Annotated in this window: 19 protein-coding genes; 10 read left to right on the top strand and 9 right to left on the bottom strand. The window is 64.0% G+C overall.

All coding sequences use genetic code 11. From position 1 onward, the window contains the following. Positions 1-3: 3 nt before the first annotated feature. The 3 genes from KUO17_RS13965 to KUO17_RS13955 all read right to left on the bottom strand — a co-directional run bounded on the left by KUO17_RS13965 (position 4) and on the right by KUO17_RS13955 (position 2,669). Positions 4-210, bottom strand: a complete 207-nt coding sequence (locus tag KUO17_RS13965; protein ID WP_217976134.1) for a hypothetical protein — start codon at positions 208-210, stop codon at positions 4-6. An 86-nt stretch (positions 211-296) separates the two neighbouring features. Continuing rightward, positions 297-1,775, bottom strand: a complete 1,479-nt coding sequence (locus KUO17_RS13960; protein ID WP_217976133.1) for a methyl-accepting chemotaxis protein — start codon at positions 1,773-1,775, stop codon at positions 297-299. Positions 1,776-1,862: 87 nt separating this feature from the next. Continuing rightward, positions 1,863-2,669 (bottom strand): TatD family hydrolase, encoded by an 807-nt coding sequence (locus KUO17_RS13955; protein WP_217976132.1) that lies wholly within the window; start codon positions 2,667-2,669, stop codon positions 1,863-1,865. A 164-nt stretch (positions 2,670-2,833) separates the two neighbouring features. Between KUO17_RS13955 and KUO17_RS13950 the strand changes: the two genes are divergently transcribed. From KUO17_RS13950 to KUO17_RS13940, 3 genes are all read left to right on the top strand, one after another. Continuing rightward, positions 2,834-4,255, top strand: coding sequence for an MltF family protein (locus tag KUO17_RS13950; RefSeq protein ID WP_217976131.1), 1,422 nt, complete (start codon positions 2,834-2,836; stop codon positions 4,253-4,255). 103 nt (positions 4,256-4,358) lie between these two features. Next, positions 4,359-4,790 carry a DoxX family protein gene (locus KUO17_RS13945; protein WP_217976130.1) on the top strand — a complete coding sequence of 144 codons (432 nt, stop codon included), beginning with the start codon at positions 4,359-4,361 and terminating at the stop codon, positions 4,788-4,790. 316 nt (positions 4,791-5,106) lie between these two features. After that, on the top strand, positions 5,107-5,415 hold the full coding sequence (locus tag KUO17_RS13940; protein ID WP_217976129.1) for a hypothetical protein: 309 nt from the start codon (positions 5,107-5,109) through the stop codon (positions 5,413-5,415). Between the two features lie 5 nt (positions 5,416-5,420). On the opposite strand, the gene greB is transcribed toward KUO17_RS13940, so the two are convergent. Genes greB through KUO17_RS13925 form a run of 3 tightly spaced genes read right to left on the bottom strand, consistent with a single transcriptional unit; the run spans position 5,421 to position 9,146 of the window. Further along, positions 5,421-5,918: a transcription elongation factor GreB gene (gene greB, locus KUO17_RS13935; protein WP_217976128.1), complete on the bottom strand. Its 498-nt coding sequence runs from the start codon at positions 5,916-5,918 to the stop codon at positions 5,421-5,423. 36 nt (positions 5,919-5,954) lie between these two features. Then, complete coding sequence (locus KUO17_RS13930; RefSeq protein WP_217976127.1) at positions 5,955-8,462, bottom strand: ABC transporter permease; 2,508 nt, start codon at positions 8,460-8,462, stop codon at positions 5,955-5,957. Continuing rightward, a complete protein-coding gene (locus tag KUO17_RS13925) occupies positions 8,463-9,146 on the bottom strand; it encodes an ABC transporter ATP-binding protein (RefSeq protein ID WP_217976126.1) in 684 nt (227 codons plus the stop codon). It abuts the gene before it with no gap. A gap of 10 nt (positions 9,147-9,156) precedes the next feature. Between KUO17_RS13925 and KUO17_RS13920 the strand changes: the two genes are divergently transcribed. The 3 genes from KUO17_RS13920 to KUO17_RS13910 all read left to right on the top strand — a co-directional run bounded on the left by KUO17_RS13920 (position 9,157) and on the right by KUO17_RS13910 (position 11,193). Beyond that, positions 9,157-9,762 carry an arylesterase gene (locus tag KUO17_RS13920; protein WP_217976125.1) on the top strand — a complete coding sequence of 202 codons (606 nt, stop codon included), beginning with the start codon at positions 9,157-9,159 and terminating at the stop codon, positions 9,760-9,762. Between the two features lie 56 nt (positions 9,763-9,818). Beyond that, positions 9,819-10,100 carry a hypothetical protein gene (locus tag KUO17_RS13915; RefSeq protein ID WP_217976124.1) on the top strand — a complete coding sequence of 94 codons (282 nt, stop codon included), beginning with the start codon at positions 9,819-9,821 and terminating at the stop codon, positions 10,098-10,100. 121 nt (positions 10,101-10,221) lie between these two features. Then, complete coding sequence (locus KUO17_RS13910) at positions 10,222-11,193, top strand: L,D-transpeptidase family protein (RefSeq protein ID WP_217976123.1); 972 nt, start codon at positions 10,222-10,224, stop codon at positions 11,191-11,193. Positions 11,194-11,319: 126 nt separating this feature from the next. Here the strand turns inward: KUO17_RS13910 and oprI are convergent, their stop codons facing one another. Beyond that, positions 11,320-11,571, bottom strand: coding sequence for an outer membrane lipoprotei OprI (gene oprI / locus KUO17_RS13905; RefSeq protein ID WP_037058464.1), 252 nt, complete (start codon positions 11,569-11,571; stop codon positions 11,320-11,322). 512 nt (positions 11,572-12,083) lie between these two features. Between oprI and KUO17_RS13900 the strand changes: the two genes are divergently transcribed. Further along, on the top strand, positions 12,084-12,365 hold the full coding sequence (locus KUO17_RS13900; RefSeq protein WP_217976122.1) for a GNAT family N-acetyltransferase: 282 nt from the start codon (positions 12,084-12,086) through the stop codon (positions 12,363-12,365). A 62-nt stretch (positions 12,366-12,427) separates the two neighbouring features. Here KUO17_RS13900 and KUO17_RS13895 read toward each other — a convergent pair whose 3' ends face one another. Both KUO17_RS13895 and KUO17_RS13890 read right to left on the bottom strand, forming a co-directional pair. After that, entirely contained in the window at positions 12,428-13,504 is a 1,077-nt protein-coding gene (locus tag KUO17_RS13895) for a 3-deoxy-7-phosphoheptulonate synthase (RefSeq protein WP_217976121.1), read from the bottom strand. A 161-nt stretch (positions 13,505-13,665) separates the two neighbouring features. Further along, a complete protein-coding gene (locus tag KUO17_RS13890; protein ID WP_217976120.1) occupies positions 13,666-14,127 on the bottom strand; it encodes a PilZ domain-containing protein in 462 nt (153 codons plus the stop codon). A 113-nt stretch (positions 14,128-14,240) separates the two neighbouring features. Between KUO17_RS13890 and KUO17_RS13885 the strand changes: the two genes are divergently transcribed. From KUO17_RS13885 to KUO17_RS13875, 3 genes are all read left to right on the top strand, one after another. Continuing rightward, positions 14,241-15,182 (top strand): putative 2-dehydropantoate 2-reductase, encoded by a 942-nt coding sequence (locus KUO17_RS13885; RefSeq protein WP_217976119.1) that lies wholly within the window; start codon positions 14,241-14,243, stop codon positions 15,180-15,182. A gap of 20 nt (positions 15,183-15,202) precedes the next feature. Then, positions 15,203-16,111, top strand: coding sequence for a 5'-nucleotidase (locus KUO17_RS13880; RefSeq protein ID WP_217976118.1), 909 nt, complete (start codon positions 15,203-15,205; stop codon positions 16,109-16,111). A 93-nt stretch (positions 16,112-16,204) separates the two neighbouring features. Continuing rightward, a complete protein-coding gene (locus KUO17_RS13875) occupies positions 16,205-16,702 on the top strand; it encodes a universal stress protein (RefSeq protein WP_217976117.1) in 498 nt (165 codons plus the stop codon). The last annotated feature ends 99 nt before the right edge of the window (positions 16,703-16,801 follow it).

The raw sequence follows: 16,801 nt of genomic DNA, 5'->3' as shown, positions 1-16,801 counted from the left end.
GCGTCAGTGGCGCTGGCGATTCACGGCAACGCCGGCCAGCACCCCGATGATACCCACCGCCGCTGTGCCCGGGTCGGCGTCGTACAGCCCGGCCAGTACCAGCAGGCCACCGATCACCAGCAACGGCAGTGCGATCAGTTGCAGCGCCTGGTTGGTCGGGGTGCGCGGGGCGGGGTGCCAGTGGGGCAGGTGAAACAGGTGCTTGTTCATCACAGGCGTCCTCAGCAACGCTTTGACAGATGACTCAAGCGTAGTGTGGCCCCCTTTCGGGGGCCAATCGCGCCTGGCTATCGGGTTTATAGCTTGAGCTGACCGATGACCTTGTTCAACTCGCCGGCCAGGGTGGCCAGCTCGTTGCTGGTGGTGGCCGAGCCGACGGTTTGTTGCACTGTCTCTTCGGTCACATCACGGATGCTGACCACCGCGCGGTTCATCTCTTCGGCAACCTGGCTCTGCTGTTCGGCGGCCACGGCAATCTGCGTATTGCTTTCGCGCATCTGCGCCACTGCGCCGGTGATTTGCGCCAGCGCTTCGCCGGCTTCCTGGGCCTGCTTGACGCAATCGTCGGCCTTGAACGAGCTTTCGGTCATGAACTCCACTGCATCGCGCGTGCCGGCCTGCAGGGCCGAGACCATGGTGGTGATCTCATCGGTCGAACTCTGCACGCGCTTGGCCAGGTTGCGCACTTCATCGGCCACCACGGCGAAGCCGCGGCCCAGGTCGCCAGCGCGCGCCGCCTCGATGGCGGCGTTGAGCGCCAGCAGGTTGGTCTGTTCGGCAATGCTGTGGATCACCCCGACCACGCTGTTGATCTTCTGGCTGTCTTCGGCGAGCTGGCGGATCATTTCGGCGGTTTGCTGCACCCCGCTGGAGAGCCCGGCAATCGACGATTGCACCCGGCTGACCACCTCTTTGCCGCTGCCGGCGAGGGTATCGGCGCTCTGCGACAGGTCACGGGTAGCGCCCGCATGCTGGGCAATGTGGTAGACGGTGGCGGTCATTTCGTTGATGGCGGTGGCGGCCTGGTCGGTTTCGCTCTGCTGGCCGAGCATGCCGTGACGCACCTCGTTCATGCTCGCGGCCAGCCGCGCAGCGCCCGCATCGAGCTGCGCCGCGGTGCGCGCCACGGTGTTCACCACCCGGTGGTACGTGGTCTGCATGGCATTGAAGGCGCTGGCCATCTGGCCGACCTCGTCGGCGCAGGCCAGCGGCACTCGCGCCGACAGGTCGCCGGTCTTCTCCACATGCAGCATCACATCCTTGAGCGTATTGAGCTGGCTGAGCAGGAAACGGATCAGCAACTGCGAGGCGCACAGCATGGCCAGCATCAACACCAGCACGCAGACCGCGTAGTTGACGAAGCGGTCCGAGAACACCTGGGCCAGGCTTGGGCCCAGGGCCAGTACGGCGATCTGCTGACCGTTGTGGCTGACCACTTCGGCCCCGATCAACGGGTCGGTGCCCAGCAGCGGCAGGTCGTTCAACTCGACCCAGCCCCGCGCCGAGGCCAGGGCGCCAAGCGGTTCGCCGTTGAACGAGGGGGTCTGTCCGGAACTGAAACTCAGCCAGGTGGCCGATTGCGGCAAGCGCTGCTCGGCGGGCCAGGCGGCCAGCAGGCGGGCTTCGGCGTGGACGCGGAGCTGGGCCGCCTCGACCCGGGCCCGCTGCTCCAGGTGCACCGCATACAACACCAGGAACAGGGTTGTGACGAAGGCGACCGCGTTGACCGCCCAGAACTTGTACTTCAGTGAGATATTGCTGAGCCAGGCACCCATGGGTAGGTCTTCTCTGATTGAGCGGAAACAATGTTGGCAAGGTGCCATCATTTTGTCCGACAATTCAGCTCGGAATCTTGATATGCGTCAAGCTATGTCAGGAAGTGAGAAAAATCGCTGTGCGCACTGTGTGGTATGGGCTGCGACCTGTTCGGGCGACTCTCCCCTGTGTAACGCCACTTCACGCAGTACCTCGGGCAGATAGGCGGGTTCGTTGCGCCCGCTTTTGGGTTTTGGTCGCAGGCTGCGCGGCAGCAGGTAAGGGGCGTCGCTTTCGAGCATCAGGCGTCCGGCCGGAATGCTGCTGACCAGTGGATGCAGGTGCGTGCCGCGGCGCTCGTCGCAGATCCAGCCGGTGATGCCGATGTGCAGGTCCAGGTCCAGGTAGCTGAACAGCGCGCTGCGCTCGCCGGTAAAACAGTGCACCACGGCGGCGGGCAGGCGGTCGCGGTAGTCCTTGAGAATCTGCAGCAGGCGCTCGTTGGCGTCGCGTTCATGCAGGAACACCGGCATCTGCAGCGTGACCGCCAATGCCAGTTGCTCTTCGAGGGCTTTTTCCTGCTGCGGGCGCGGCGAGAAATCGCGATTGAAATCCAGTCCGCATTCACCCACGGCACGCACCCGTGGCTGTTCCAGCAGGGCGTGCAGGTGGCGCGCGGTATCGGCGTTCCAGCTGCTGGCATCGTGCGGGTGCACGCCGGCGGTGCTGAACAGGCGGCGGGCATCCGGGTCGAGCTGCTCGCACAGCTCCAGGGCCGCCTCGCTGCCGGCCAGGCTGGTGCCGGTCAGCAGCATCTGATGCACCCCGGCAGCCTGCGCACGTTCGAGCACCGCCTCGTGCTTGCCGGCAAAACTTGAGTTGGTCAGATTGACGCCGATGTCGATGAGTTGCATGGTGCTACCTCGGGGTGTGCGGCAAACGCGCCTGGCAGCGCCGAAAAATATCAATAACGCGAAGAACTTCAAAGCGTTGAAGTGGTCTTTTGCGGTCAATTGTCACGGATCGACAGTTCATTATGGCGTCAACTACTCAACCGCGGCCTGTTGCTGGAGACTGGATGACGCGAGCGCTGTCGCTGCTCCTGCTGTGTTTCACGCTGCTCTGCGCCGGGCCGGCGAGCGCACGTTTGCCAGGGCCTTCGCAGGCGACACCGCCCGCCAAGGTACGTGACCTGGCGCACATTCGCAGCAGCCGTGAGCTGCGCGTGCTGATCAACCAGAGCCGCAACAGCTCCGGTGAGGTCAAGGGCCAGCCGGTGGGTGTCGAGTACCATCGGCTGGTCGCGTTCGAGCATTACCTCAACGCCCGCGCGCGCGACGGCCAGGGCATTCGCCTGAAGATCATCCCCAAGGCCAAGGACCAGCTCATCGGCGCGCTGCAGCGTGGCGAGGGCGACCTGGTCGCCCCTGGTGAACTGATCGACCTCTCATCCACACGTGGCGTCACCGCCAGCGACCCGGTACTCGACAACGTGGCGTTGGTGCTGGTGGGGCGCAAGGGCGAGCGCATGTATCAACGGGTGGAGCAACTGGCTGGACGCACCCTGGCGTTGACCAGCGCGAGCGCGGCGGGGGACACCCTGCACGAGATCAACCAGAAGCTTGCCCTGCGCAAGCTGGCACCGATCAAGATCGAGTGGGTCGACCCGAGCCTGGCGGTCGAGGATGTGCTGGAGATGGTGCAGGCTGGCATCTATCACCTGACCGTGGTCGAGCAGCCGATTGCGTTGCGCTGGGCCAAGGTCATGCCCCGGTTGCAGGTGCAGCGCAAGCTGCAGCTGACTGCGCCCGAGTCCATGCACTGGTACGTGCGCCGCGATGCGGCAATGCTGCATGCGAGCATCGATCGTTTCCTGCAGGGGTACCGCGCGCCTGCCGACCAGGACGCGGCATTCGAGCGAATCTACCGGCGCCTGTACAAGGTGCATTACCCGCTGGCGCGGGCCAATCGCCAACGCCTGGAGAAACTGCGGCCGGTGCTGCAGCGCCATGCCCAGGCGCAGAACCTGGACTGGCTGAGCCTGGCTGCGCTGGCATTCAAGGAGTCGACCCTCAACCCCGCCGCCAGGGGCATGGGCGGTGCGCATGGCCTGATGCAGATCACCCCGAGTGCGGCGCAGCGGGTTGGTGTGCGAGACATCGCCAATGTCGACGGCAATGTGCAGGCCAGTGCTCGCTACCTGGCGTTGATCCGGCGCAAGTTCTTTTCCAGCAACCAGCTCAACGAGCGCGAACGCATGGCGTTCGTGCTGGCCGGCTACAACCTGGGGCCCGAGCGTGTGCAGGCGATGCGCGCCGAGGCACGCCGACGCGGCCTGAACCCCAACCAGTGGTTCTTCCAGGTGGAGCGCGTTGCCATGGAGCAGGTGGGAATGGGGCCGGTCAGCTATGTTAATAGCGTCAACAAGTACTTTTTGGCATTCGACCGCGAGCGTGCATCGCTGGAGCCGCAGGGGCAAAAGGTGGCGGCGCGAAAATAATCTTGTTTTTCGATTGTTATGTGCGGATTATTGCGATTTTAACATTTGTAAATATGATTAATATGGCGACCAACAGACACCTACAACGTTTAAGGAAGATCACATGAACGCCATCAACTCCGTATTGTTTACCCGTGCCGGCTGGGGCATCACCGTGCTGCGCATCATCGTCGGCATCATCTTCATGGCCCATGGTTCGCAGAAGCTGTTCGGCCTGTTTGGCGGTGGTGGCCTGGCGGGCACGGCGCAGTTCATGGAAAGCCTGGGGCTGACCCCGCCGATGCTGATGGCAATGCTGTCGGGGGGGGCCGAATTCTTCGGTGGCCTGGCGCTGGTGATTGGCCTGCTGGTGCGCCCGGCGGCGCTGGCGCTGATTGGTTTGCTGCTGGTGGCGATCTTCTCGGTGCATATCGGCAATGGCTTGTTCATGGCCAACAATGGTTATGAGTTCGCCCTGGCCTTGCTCGGTGGTGCGGTGGCGGTGCTGGTGGAAGGAGCGGGCAGGGCGTCGGTGGATCGTATTATTGCCAAGTGACCTCGGCGGGGCTGGTCGCCCTGCGATGTGCGGCAGTACTGCCAGGGCCGCACCTCGCGGGCGCGGGCCCCGTTGCCAGTCGACGCGCCACAGGCCTGCACCTGTTTTTTCAACGCGCCCACTCGTTCATCAGGCATCGGCGTTGTTGACAGCCAGGCCGCAGCTTCTCTAGGATGCCGACTTGCGCCGATTTAAACAGCTACTTGCGGGGCGCAGGAAGGCCTCGATCAGGTCTTCCGAATACCGCTAAAGCGCTGGTTCGGTGACGCCTCCCACCGCAGCCCAGCGGGATCTGCGAGGCGGAGAAAACTACTCCATGAGTTGCCCACGTACCAGCGTCTGCCTGGCCCCCCTTCCTGCCAGCCAGGTCTCGCGCACCCCGCGCATTCTACTGGGCGGTCAGCATCAACCCACGCTTCTGCGCTACCTCGATGGCTGGCCTCGCCGCAAGGGCCGCGCCACCGCCTTCCTGATCCAGTTCGCCGACACCTGCGAGTCACTCAGCCGTTTCGCCAACGACCGTTTCGACCTGGCCGTGGTGCAGGCACCGTCGCAGCAAGACGCCGCCGAAGTGATCCGCCACCTGACCCGCGTAGCGCGTCAGGGCCTGATTACCCGGGCCTGATGCCCTCAGGGGTAGGCAATCTCCACCACATACAGCGTCTGTTCGCCCGTCGGCGTCTGTACCCGCACTTCAGCATCCAGCGCCTTGCCGATCAGGGCGCGCGCCAGGGGGGAGTCGATGCTGATCAGGCCCTGCTTCAAGTCCAGCTCGTCGGGGCCGACGATTCGATAGCGTGACTGCTCGCCGTCCTCGTTTTCCACCGTCACCCAGGCACCGAAGTACACCTTGTTCGGGTCGCTGGGGCGCTCGCTCACTACCTTGAGGTTCTCCAGGCGCTTGGTCAGGAAGCGCACGCGGCTGTCGATTTCGCGCAGCATCTTCTTGCCATAGGTGTACTCGGCATTCTCGGAGCGATCACCCTGGGCCGCCGCCTCGCTCACCGACTGGGTCACCTGGGGCCTGCGCACATGCCACAGCTCGTGCAGCTCGGCGCGCATGCGCGCCTCGCCCTCGGGGGTGATCAGTGCAGTGCCGGCGGTGCGCGGCGGGCGGTATCGACTCATGGGCTTCCAGCTCCGGGCAACAAGCCGCCGAGTCTATCAGCCCTCGCGAAGCACTGTCAGTGGGCTGGCATTGAGCGCCCGGCGCGTGCCGAATACACCCGCACCGCCCACCAGCAACGCGCCCACCAGCGGCAACAGCAGCAGCCACGGGTGCGGGCTCCAGTGCAGGTCGAACGCGTAGCGGTACAGCAGCAGGCTGATCAGCTCGGTGCCCAGTGCCGCCAGCAAGCCGCTGGCCGCACCCAGCAGGCCGAACTCGATACGCCGCGCCTTCACCAGCAGGCTGCGTCCGGCCCCCAGCGCGCGTAACAACGCACCCTGGCGAATGCGTTCATCCAGCGTCGCCTGCAAGCCGGCGAACAACACCGCCAGCCCCGCCGCCAGCACGAACAGCAACACGTACTGCACTGCCAGCGTCACCTGGGCCAGGATGCTGCGCAACTGCTCCAGCAGCGCGTCCACCTGCAGGATGGTGGCCGCCGGAAAGGCACGCGACAGTGCCACGACCTGCTGGTCGTGGCCAGGGGCAAGGTAGAAGCTGGTCAGGTAGGTGGTCGGCAGGTCCTGCAGGGTGCCGGGCTGGAAGATCATGTAGAAGTTGGGCTGGAAGCTGTCCCAGTTGACGGTGCGCAGGCTGCTGACCCGGGCCTGGCGCTCCAGGCCGCCAATGCTGAAGGTCAATGTGTCGCCGAGCGTGAGCTTCAGGCTTTCGGCCAGTTGCGCTTCGACCGAGACACCGGGCAAGGTATCCGCCGGGGGCTGTGCCTGCCACCACTGGCCGGCACTCAGGGCGTTGCCCTGGGGCAGGTCGGCGGCCCAGGTCAGGCTCAGGTCGCGCTGGATCGCGCGATCACCGGTGGATTCCTTGCTGACGATCTCGCGCACCGGCTCGCCATTGATCTGCGTAAGGCGCCCGGGGATCACTGGGAACAGCGGCGCCGCGTGCATCGAGAATTCGTTGATGCGCTGGCTGAAGGCGTCTTTGTCGTCGGGCAGGATATTGAGCACGAAGTAGTTGGGGGCGTCCTTGGGCAACTGGTTCTGCCAGGTGTCGAGCAATTCGGTACGCAACAGGGCGATCAGCGCCATGGCCAGCAGGATCAGGCCGAAGGCCAGCGACTGACCGGCGGCGGCCAGCGGGTGCTTGAGCAGTTGCCCCAGGCCCAGGCGCCAGGCCAGCGGGGCACCGGCCAGCAGGCGGCGCAGACTGCGCAAGCCCAGCAGCAACAGACCGCCAAGCACCAGCGCCGCCAGCAGGCCGCCGCCCAGCAGGGCGAAGGTCAGCAACAGGTCCAGGCTCAGGCGCCACATGATCAGGCCCAGCGCAAGCAGCGCCGCGCCATATACCAGCCAACTGCTGGCCGGTACCGGCAGCAGGTCGCGACGCAGTACTCGCAGCGGCGGCACCCGGCCCAGCGCGGCCAGGGGCGGCAGGGCAAAACCGGCCAATGCCACCAAGCCTGTGGCGATCCCTGCCAGTGCAGGGCCCACGCCACCGGGTGGTACCACCGCCGGCAACAAGCCTTGCAGCAGGGCGAACAGCCCCAGCTGCGCCAGCCAGCCGAGCAGGGCACCGCTCAGTGCGGCCACGCTGCCCAGTAGCGCCAGCTGCAGGCAGAACAGGGTCAGCGCCTGGCGCCGCGACAGGCCCAGGCAGCGCAGCAGGGCACTGGCGTCGAAGCGGCGGATGGCGAAGCGGCTGGCTGACAACGCCACGGCTACGCCCGCCAGCAGCACCGCCACCAGGCTGGCCATGTTCAGGTAGCGCTCGGCCTTGCCCAGGGCGCCGCCGATCTGCTGATTGCCGTCGCGTGAGTCACGCAGGCGCTGGTGCGCGGCAAGGCCGGCCTTGGTGGCCTGGTTGTAGCGGGCCAGGGCGTCGGGTTCACCGCGCCACAGGTCACGGTAGGTTACCCGGCTGCCGGGCTGCACCACCCCGGTCGCGGCCAGGTCGGCCAGGTTCATCAGCACGCGTGGGGTCAGGCTGTAGAAGTTGCCGGCGCGGTCGGGTTCATAGGTCAGCACCCGGCTCAGGCGCAGGGTTTTGCTGCCCACATCGACGCTGTCGCCAATCTTGAGGTTCAGCGCGGCCAGCAGGCGTGATTCGGCCCAGGCCTCGCCGGGTGCCGGCCCGCCGCCTGCCACTTCCTGGCCATACGCCTCTGGCGCACTGCGCAGTTCGCCACGCAACGGGTAATTGCTGTCCGCCGCCTTGACGCTGGACAGCTGGATACCGTTGTCGGTGGCGATGACGCTGGAGAACTCGACGATCTGCGCATGCTTGAGGCCCAGTGCCTCGCCGCTGCTGATCTGTTGCGGGGCGGCCGGTGCACTGCCTTGCAGCACCAGATCGGCGCCGAGGAACTCGGTGGCCCGCAGCAGCATGGCGCCGTTGAGACGGGCGCCAAAGTAGCCGATGGCGGTGCTTGCGGCCACCGCCACCAGCAAGGCAAAGAACAGCACGCGCAGCTCGCCGGCGCGGGCATCGCGCATCAGTTGACGCAACGCCAGGCTCAGCAGGCGCAGAAACGACAGGTGTGCCATCTAGGGCTCCAGCGGGGTGACCAGGTGGCCGGCGTCCAGGCGGATCAGACGCCCGCAGCGGTGGGCCAGGCGTTCGTCGTGGGTAACCAGCACAAGGGTGGTACCGCGTTCTTTGTTCAGTTCGAACAGCAGGTCGGTGATGCGCTCGCCAGTGTGGCTGTCGAGGTTGCCGGTAGGCTCGTCGGCGAACAGCACTGCCGGGTGCGCGGCAAAGGCGCGCGCTATTGCTACCCGTTGTTGTTCACCGCCCGACAACTGGCGCGGCGAATGGCTCAGGCGCTGGCCCAGGCCGACCCGCTCGAGCAGGGCGTGGGCCTGCTCGCGGGCATCGCGACGCCCCTCCAGTTCCAGCGGCAGCATCACGTTCTCCAGCGCATTGAGGCTGTCGAGCAGTTGGAAGGACTGGAACACGAAGCCGACGTGTTCGGCGCGCACCTTGGCGCGCTGGTCTTCGTCGAGCGCGCCGAGGTCGTGGCCGGCGAGGGCGACCGAGCCCGCGCTGGGCAGGTCGAGCCCGGCCAGCAGGCCGAGCAGGGTGGATTTGCCCGACCCCGAGGCCCCGACGATCGCCAGGCTGTCGCCGGTGTTCAAATCGAGGTCCAGGGGGTGCAGGATGGTCAGGTCGCCTTCCGCGCTGGGGACCACTTTGCTAAGGTTGCGCGCAGTTAATATGCTGGGGCCCATGGAGAATCCAATGCAAAAATGGTTATTGAGTGCAGGCCTGGCCTTGTTGTGCATGGCCCAGGGCGCATCGGCAGGAACGGTGCTGATCGTCGGGGATAGTATCAGTGCCGCTTTTGGCCTGGATACCCGCCAGGGGTGGGTTGCCCTGCTGGAGCAGCGGCTCAGGGCCGAGGGTTTCGACGACAAGGTGGTCAATGCATCGATCAGTGGAGACACCAGTGCAGGAGGCCAGGCACGGCTGCCGGCGCTGCTTGCAGCGCACAAGCCAAGCCTGGTGGTGGTCGAATTGGGCGGCAATGACGGCCTGCGCGGGCAACTGCCTACGCAATTGCAACAAAATCTTGCTTCGATGATCGACCGCTCCCGCGACGCCGGTGCCAAGGTGCTGCTGCTGGGCATGCGCCTGCCCCCCAATTACGGCAAGCGTTACACCGACGCCTTCGCTCAGGTGTATGCCGATCTGCACGCCGAGAAAAAGGTCCCGCTGGTACCGTTTTTCCTCGAGGGCGTGGGCGGCATACCCGAGTTGATGCAGGCCGACGGCATTCATCCGGCGCAGGTGGCTCAGCAAAAGTTGCTGGAAAATGCCTGGCCATCAATAAAACCGCTGCTTTGACGCTTTTATAGTGACCGGCTTTGGGCTAATGTTGCGCCCCCGATTTGGAGCCCCCGATGCCGCGTCCCGCCTGGTCCCTGTATGCCTATCAATTGATCGAGCCTGACGAACAGCTTGACCTGTTCGCCTGCCAGGAGAGTCGCGTCCACCTGATCGCCCGCCAGCTCGAACTCGGCGGCTCGGCCGACCGCACGTTGTGCGGCACCTTGCTGCCCGCACAGCCGCGCTGGTCGGGGGTCGAGCGCACCATCTATCGCGACCAGCGCCTATGCGCGCTGTGCCGGGCCATTCTTGATGCCCAGCGGCGCGGCACCCGGCCGGTCTGGCCGCAGCTGTAGGCCCGCCTATCCGCCTTTTTACCTTTGGCAAGGGCTCTCCCGCCGGGATGCCTCCCGGTTGGGCGGGGGGCGGTGTACAATTGCCCTCTTGACCCTACTGAATTAGCGAAGGATTTCCCGGATGTTGCCGCGCTTTCCCGCCGTCACCCGTTGCCTGTCCCTGGCCGCCCTGCTCGCGGCGGGCCCTGTTGCTGCACTGGAGTTCCCCCTGCCGCCGCCTGGCGAGGACATCATTGGCCAGGTCCAGGTGATCAAGGCCAAGTACGAGGACACCTTTGCCGATATCGGTACTGCCAACGACCTCGGCTACCTGGAAATGGTCGCAGCCAACCCGGGGGTCGACCCGTGGCTGCCGGGCGCCGGTACCGAGATCGTGCTGCCGACCCGCTTCATCCTGCCGCCGGGCCCGCGCGAGGGCATCGTGATCAACCTGGCCGAGTACCGCCTGTACTACTACCCGAAAGGGCAGAACGTGGTGCACACCTTCCCATTGGGTATTGGTCGTGAGGGCTGGGGGTCGCCGATCGCCAACACCAAGGTTACCGCCAAGACCCCGAACCCGACCTGGACCCCGCCCGCTTCGATCAAGGCCGAGCACGCCGCCGATGGCGACCCGCTGCCCAATGTGGTGCCGGCCGGCCCGGACAATCCGCTGGGGCCGTTCAAGTTCACCCTGGGCGTGCCGGGCTACCTGATCCACGGGTCCAACAAGAAGTTCGGTATTGGCATGCGTACCAGCCACGGGTGCTTTCGCATGCTCAACAACAATGTGCTGCAACTGGCCGGCATGGCGCCGGTGGGCACGTCGGTACGCATCATCAGCGAGCCCTACAAGTTTGGCCTGAGTGCCGGCAAGGTCTACCTCGAGGCGCACACGCCGCTGGACGACAACGGTGACCCCTCGGTGGTGGACAAGCACACTGCCGTCATCAATGCCCTGCTCAAGCGTGAAGACCTGGCCAACAACCTGCGCATGAACTGGGACATGGTGCGTGACGTGGTCGCGGCCGAGGACGGTATGCCGGTGGAAATAGCTGTTCCCGTTACAGGTGCGGCGCCCATGGTATCGAGCGTGCCGGTCGAACTGCAGTAACGTCGTGCAGGCTCTTCGAGGCCCGCCTGATGGCGGGCCTCGTCGTTTGCGCCAGGCAATACTGCAGGCAATAAAAAAGCCGACCCACAGGTGGGTCGGCTTTTTCATAACAATCCCGAAGGACTATTACTTGCGGCTGGCTTTTTCCAGCATACGCAGAGCGCGCTCGTTAGCTTCGTCAGCAGTTTGCTGAGCTTTCTGAGCGGCAGCCAGAGCGTCATCAGCCTTGCGGTAGGCTTCATCGGCACGAGCTTGTGCACGGGCTGCTGCGTCTTCGGTTGCAGTCAGACGGGCTTCGGTTTCTTTGGAGACGCTGCTGCAACCGGTGGCCAGTACTGCGGCCAGAGCCAGAGCAGAGAATTTCAGAACGTTGTTCATCGTGTTCCCCTTCAAGGACTTTCTATTAAAGAGCCATCTCTCAACAAAGAGAAACTGGCCGGCGTACATAGTACCCATTACTTGTAGTAAGTAAACTGACCAAGCGCAAGAACTGCAAAAAAAATTGCGCGGCTGCAGGGCGCTTTGCGGTACGTGTGTGAAAAGTGCGTAAACGCCCCTGTAGCCGTGTTGAAACACCTGTGGTGAAGCGTTTTTTTGTTGAACTAAAAGTGACTTCAAGTGTCAGTCTACGTCTTATCCACTAAATCATCCGGCTACTCTTGACGGTGTTGCTCACTGTCGTGTTCGCGTGCTGCAAGTGCAGGATTTCACGATCAAGTACCTTGAGCATCTGTGCGCAGGGCGCCTACTATTTGTACGTGCTCAGTTGCCAGAGAACGACCAGGCTGTTCTTGCTGTCCAAGCGGGCACGGGGTGGCGTAGAGGTTCCTTCGCCGGACAAACATCGGTAAGGTAAGGGTCTACTAATACAAGACCCGCGAGGAGTAGTGATGAGCGAGGCGTTGTCCATCCACCATGACCAGGCTGGTCATCAGTTCGAGACCAATGTGGACGGTCATCGTGCCTACCTGACTTACATGGACCTGGGTAAGCAGACCTTGGATATCTACCGCACCTTTGTGCCGAACGCACTGCGCGGGCGAGGTATTGCAGCGGCGCTGACCGAAACGGCGCTCGCCTATGCCGAAGACATGGGCTACACGGTCATCCCTTCGTGCTCTTATGTCGAGCGCTACATGGAGCGCCAGCAGAAGCACTCCAGCAAGGCTTGAGTCGACTGCACCAGCCATGAACGAAAACGCCGGGCATTGCCCGGCGTTTTCGTTCATGGGGATCAGCCGCGGGCGCGCTTGGGCAGCACATCCTTGAGCTTGGCGCGCATGCTGCGCACAGACTTCTCGGTGGCTTCCCAGTCGATGCAGGCATCGGTGATCGACACGCCGTACTGCAGCTCGGCGAGGTTTTTGGGGATTGCCTGGCAGCCCCAGTTCAGGTGGCTCTCGACCATCAGGCCGATGATCGACTGGTTGCCTTCGAGGATCTGGTTGGCGACGTTGTCCATCACCAGCGGCTGCAGGGCCGGGTCCTTGTTGGAGTTGGCGTGGCTGCAGTCGACCATGATGTTCGGCTTGATCCTGGCCTTGTCCAGCGCCTGCTCGCACAGGGCCACACTGACCGAATCATAGTTGGGTTTGCCGTTGCCGCCGCGCAGCACCACGTGGCCGTAGGCATTGCCTTTGGTGGTCACGATGGACACGCCGCCTTCCTGGTTGATACCCAGGAAGCGGTGGGGGCTGGAGACCGATTGCAGGGCGTTGATCGCTACGGTCAGGCCACCATCGGTACCGTTCTTGAAACCGACTGCCGACGACAGGCCCGAGGCCATTTCACGGTGGGTCTGGGATTCGGTGGTGCGCGCGCCGATCGCCGACCAGCTGATCAGGTCCTGCAGGTACTGCGGCGAGATCGGGTCGAGGGCTTCGGTGGCGGTGGGCAGTCCCATTTCCGCCAAATCCAGCAGCAGTTGGCGACCGATGTGCAGGCCGTCCTGGATCTTGAACGAGTCATCCAGGTACGGGTCGTTGATCAGGCCTTTCCAGCCGACCGTGGTGCGTGGCTTCTCGAAGTACACGCGCATCACCAGGTACAGGGTGTCGGCGACTTCGGCGGCCAGTACCTTGAGGCGTTCGGCGTACTCGTGCGCAGCCTTGAGGTCGTGGATCGAGCAGGGGCCGATCACCACGAACAGGCGATGGTCCTTGCCGTCGAGGATATTGCGTACCACTTCACGGCCCGCGGTCACGGTCTGCAGGGCGGTCGCGCTGAGCGGAATGTCCTTCTTGAGCTGATCGGGGGTGATCAGAGTCTCGTTGGAGGCAACGTTTAGGTCGTCAATCGGTAAATCAGCCATCGTGTTACTCGTCAGGTCACGGGTGCCGGCCGCCAGCTACCCGCGCGGCGGAGCAGCATGATTGAACGCGGCGGGGAGCCGAACCTTAGCGCGTTACACGGTGGCTCGACAATGGGCAAGGGCGGCTTTCCTGCATGTTGTGGCCCATTGCTACGGGCTTTTCAGGTCGCACGTGGCATTGGCGGTGTTTGCAGGGTCCGATCGTGCTGCAGGCTGGCCGCGGAAAATTCGCTGGCATGCAGGCTTACCCACTGCTGGGCCAGGGCCTCGACGTTCACAGGCTGGCCTTCGCTGTCATCCTGCTGCAGGCAGAAATGCTGGATCTGGCACACCTGTTCGCTCATTCGTGCGCCGAACAGCGCCTGCTCATCGGTAAACACGATGCCGACCCGATAACCGTCGTCCTGTCGCTGGCACCACGCCACATAACCGGGATAGCGGGCCTGTTCGCCCAGGGACGGAATCAGCATTTCCACCGCCATGCCGCGGCGATAGGCGCGCGGGTGGTTGCAGGCCACGCCGCCCAGGCTGATAGTGTGAAGTCGCTGGCGAAACAGGCTGGGTGACTGACGCAGGGTCAACTGGACCGGGATGTCGTCAGGGTGAGGCAGAAAACCGCGCATTGTTGACTCCGTGTCGGTTATTTGACCTTGTTTGCCTGAGTATAGTGAAGGAATGAAAAGCGGCTGATTGACGTGTCAAAATTCTGTTTAAAAAATAACCAGTAGAGGGTGGCATGGACAAGGCAAGCGTACGCATCGGTATTATCGGCACGGGTGCGATCGGTGGCTTCTATGGCGCGATGCTGGCCCGCGCCGGGTTCGATGTGCATTTCCTGTTGCGCAGCGAATACGCCGCCGTGCGTGACAACGGTGTGCAGATCGACAGTGCCGTGCATGGCGCAGTCAAGGTGCATCCTGCCCAGGCTTACGCACAGGCAGTTGATATGCCCCCCTGCGACTGGCTGCTGGTAGGCGCCAAGACCACCGGCAATGCCGAGCTGGCGGGGGTGATCGCGCAGGCGGCGGCCTCGGGGGCAAAGGTGGTGCTGCTGCAGAACGGGCTGGAGGTCGAGGAGCAGTTGCGCCCGCTGTTGCCCGAGCATCTGCACCTGCTGGGGGGCTTGTGCTTTATCTGCGTCAACCGCACGGCGCCCGGGGTGGTGCAGCACCAGGCGCTTGGGACGGTGAACCTTGGCTATCACAGCGGGCCGGCGGCCAGTGGCGCAGTGCGACAGGCGATAACCGAAGCGGGCGCAGCGTTGTTCCGTGAGGCCGGCATCGAGTCGCAGGCCATGGCCAACCTGGCCCAGGCGCGTTGGCAGAAGCTGGTATGGAACGTGCCGTACAACGGCCTTTCGGTATTGCTCAGGGCCAGTACCACGCCTTTGATGGCAGACCCCCACAGCCGCGCGTTGATCCAGGCCCTGATGGCTGACGTGGTGGAGGGTGCGCGTGCCTGCGGCCACGAGTTGCCGTCCGGGTATGCCGAGCACCTGTTTGCCATCACCGAGCAGATGCCGGACTACTGGCCGAGCATGTACCACGATTTTGCCCAGCAACGGCCGCTGGAACTGGCGGCGATCTATGCAGCGCCATTGGCGCGTGCGCGGGCGGCGGGGTGCAGCTTGCCGCGTGTCGAGGCGTTGTATCGGGCGCTGGCCTTTTTATCGGTGTGAGCCCGGACCAGGAGAATGCTATGAGCAAAGGCCTTGGCGACAAGCTGGTGGTGGCTATTTCATCGCGGGCGCTGTTCGATCTCAGCGAGAGCCATCGGGTGTTCCTCGACCATGGCGTCGAAGCTTACCGTCAGTACCAGATCGAGCACGAAGACGAGTACCTGCAGCCCGGTGATGCCTTCCTGCTGGTGGAAAAGCTTCTGGGCCTCAATGCCAGCCTTGGCCAGGCGCGGGTCGAGGTAGTGCTGGTGTCGCGCAACAGCGCGGACACCGGGCTGCGTGTGTTCAATTCCATCGAGCACTACGGGCTGGGCATCTCCCGTGCGGCCTTCGTGGGCGGGCGCAGTCCTTACCCCTACCTCGCCGCGTTCGGTTGCCACCTGTTCCTGTCCACCGACGCCGAGGACGTACGCAGTGCGCTCGATGCCGGCTTCGCTGCCGCCACCATTCTCTCCGGGGGCGCGCGTCGGGCCGCCAGCGCCGAACTGCGCATCGCATTCGATGGCGATGCGGTGGTGTTTTCCGACGAGTCCGAGCGTGTGTACCAACTGGGCGGGCTGGAGGCATTCCAGGCCAGCGAGCGCGAGTCGGCCCGAGAGCCGTTGCGTGGCGGGCCGTTCAAGCCGTTTCTGGCCGCCTTGAATGCTTTGCAGAACGAGTTTCCCAGCGGCGCGTGTCCGATCCGCACGGCTCTGGTTACCGCGCGTTCTGCACCGGCCCATGAGCGCGTGATTCGTACCCTGCGCGAATGGGATATTCGCCTGGACGAGTCGCTGTTTCTTGGCGGCCTGGACAAGTCGGCGTTCCTCGAGGCGTTCGCCGCCGATGTGTTTTTCGACGATCAGGCAGGGCACTGCGAACGCGCGCGCGGGGTGGTCGCGACCGGGCACGTACCGCATGGCATCAGCAACGAGCGCACCCCCGGCTGAGTCGGGCGGGCAGGGCGCCAGACGGCCGGGCGCGTCGTTTGCGCGCTGCTAAGCTGAACCTTGCTCTGCCGTCTCGGCAGTCGAGGAGGTCAAATGATCCGTTCGATGCTGTGTGCAACGGACCTCGGTCTGTACTCGCCATATGTCATGCAACACGCGCTGGCGCTGGCGCGCAGTTTCAGCGCCGAGCTGTATGTGATCCACGCCGTCGAGCCGATGGGCCAGTTCGCCGAATCCCTGCTGGAAAGCTACCTGGACGAACACACCCTGGCCCAGGTGCGTGGTCGTGCCTTGAACACGGTGATGGCCAATATCGAGCAGCGCGTGCTGGAAAACTTTCGTGATGAGCTGGGCGAGGAAGAAGACCTCGCTCTGATCCGTGCCGTGCGCGTACGCCAGGGCGATCCGGCGGATGTCATTCTGGAGCAGGCCCAGCGCCTGAGCGTCGACCTGCTGATCGTCGGCAGCCACAGCCAGGGGGCGGGCGCAGAGATTCCGTTGGGGCGTACTGCAGTGCGCATTTTGCAGCTGTCGCCGGTGCCGGTGTATATGGTGCCGCTGGCGCAGCATCGAGGGCGGCGCAAGGCCTAGGCAGCGGGTGCAGGGCGATGCAAGAAAACTGAAGAAATAGTTCTAGATTTATTCTCTAAGCCACTAATATAGTTATAAATCGTCGCTGCTGCCGGTGAC

This window comes from Pseudomonas aegrilactucae (genome assembly GCF_019168305.1).
GTDB classification, from domain to species: domain Bacteria; phylum Pseudomonadota; class Gammaproteobacteria; order Pseudomonadales; family Pseudomonadaceae; genus Aquipseudomonas; species Aquipseudomonas aegrilactucae.
Note: the sequence above shows the minus strand (reverse complement) of the source record. Positions and strands in the feature narration are given on the sequence as shown.

Excerpts from the sequence above, each read along its gene's own strand:
- KUO17_RS13965 (WP_217976134.1), bottom strand. The coding sequence starts at position 210 with ATGAACAAGCACCTGTTTCACCTGCCCCACTGGCACCCCGCCCCGCGC.
- KUO17_RS13880 (WP_217976118.1), top strand. The coding sequence starts at position 15,203 with ATGAGCAAAGGCCTTGGCGACAAGCTGGTGGTGGCTATTTCATCGCGG.
- KUO17_RS13950 (WP_217976131.1), top strand. The coding sequence starts at position 2,834 with ATGACGCGAGCGCTGTCGCTGCTCCTGCTGTGTTTCACGCTGCTCTGC.
- KUO17_RS13900 (WP_217976122.1), top strand. The coding sequence starts at position 12,084 with ATGAGCGAGGCGTTGTCCATCCACCATGACCAGGCTGGTCATCAGTTC.
- KUO17_RS13925 (WP_217976126.1), bottom strand. The coding sequence starts at position 9,146 with ATGGGCCCCAGCATATTAACTGCGCGCAACCTTAGCAAAGTGGTCCCC.
- KUO17_RS13875 (WP_217976117.1), top strand. The coding sequence starts at position 16,205 with ATGATCCGTTCGATGCTGTGTGCAACGGACCTCGGTCTGTACTCGCCA.
- KUO17_RS13885 (WP_217976119.1), top strand. The coding sequence starts at position 14,241 with ATGGACAAGGCAAGCGTACGCATCGGTATTATCGGCACGGGTGCGATC.
- KUO17_RS13955 (WP_217976132.1), bottom strand. The coding sequence starts at position 2,669 with ATGCAACTCATCGACATCGGCGTCAATCTGACCAACTCAAGTTTTGCC.
- KUO17_RS13940 (WP_217976129.1), top strand. The coding sequence starts at position 5,107 with ATGAGTTGCCCACGTACCAGCGTCTGCCTGGCCCCCCTTCCTGCCAGC.
- KUO17_RS13930 (WP_217976127.1), bottom strand. The coding sequence starts at position 8,462 with ATGGCACACCTGTCGTTTCTGCGCCTGCTGAGCCTGGCGTTGCGTCAA.
- KUO17_RS13920 (WP_217976125.1), top strand. The coding sequence starts at position 9,157 with ATGCAAAAATGGTTATTGAGTGCAGGCCTGGCCTTGTTGTGCATGGCC.
- KUO17_RS13895 (WP_217976121.1), bottom strand. The coding sequence starts at position 13,504 with ATGGCTGATTTACCGATTGACGACCTAAACGTTGCCTCCAACGAGACT.
- KUO17_RS13960 (WP_217976133.1), bottom strand. The coding sequence starts at position 1,775 with ATGGGTGCCTGGCTCAGCAATATCTCACTGAAGTACAAGTTCTGGGCG.
- oprI (WP_037058464.1), bottom strand. The coding sequence starts at position 11,571 with ATGAACAACGTTCTGAAATTCTCTGCTCTGGCTCTGGCCGCAGTACTG.
- KUO17_RS13890 (WP_217976120.1), bottom strand. The coding sequence starts at position 14,127 with ATGCGCGGTTTTCTGCCTCACCCTGACGACATCCCGGTCCAGTTGACC.
- KUO17_RS13945 (WP_217976130.1), top strand. The coding sequence starts at position 4,359 with ATGAACGCCATCAACTCCGTATTGTTTACCCGTGCCGGCTGGGGCATC.
- KUO17_RS13910 (WP_217976123.1), top strand. The coding sequence starts at position 10,222 with ATGTTGCCGCGCTTTCCCGCCGTCACCCGTTGCCTGTCCCTGGCCGCC.
- greB (WP_217976128.1), bottom strand. The coding sequence starts at position 5,918 with ATGAGTCGATACCGCCCGCCGCGCACCGCCGGCACTGCACTGATCACC.
- KUO17_RS13915 (WP_217976124.1), top strand. The coding sequence starts at position 9,819 with ATGCCGCGTCCCGCCTGGTCCCTGTATGCCTATCAATTGATCGAGCCT.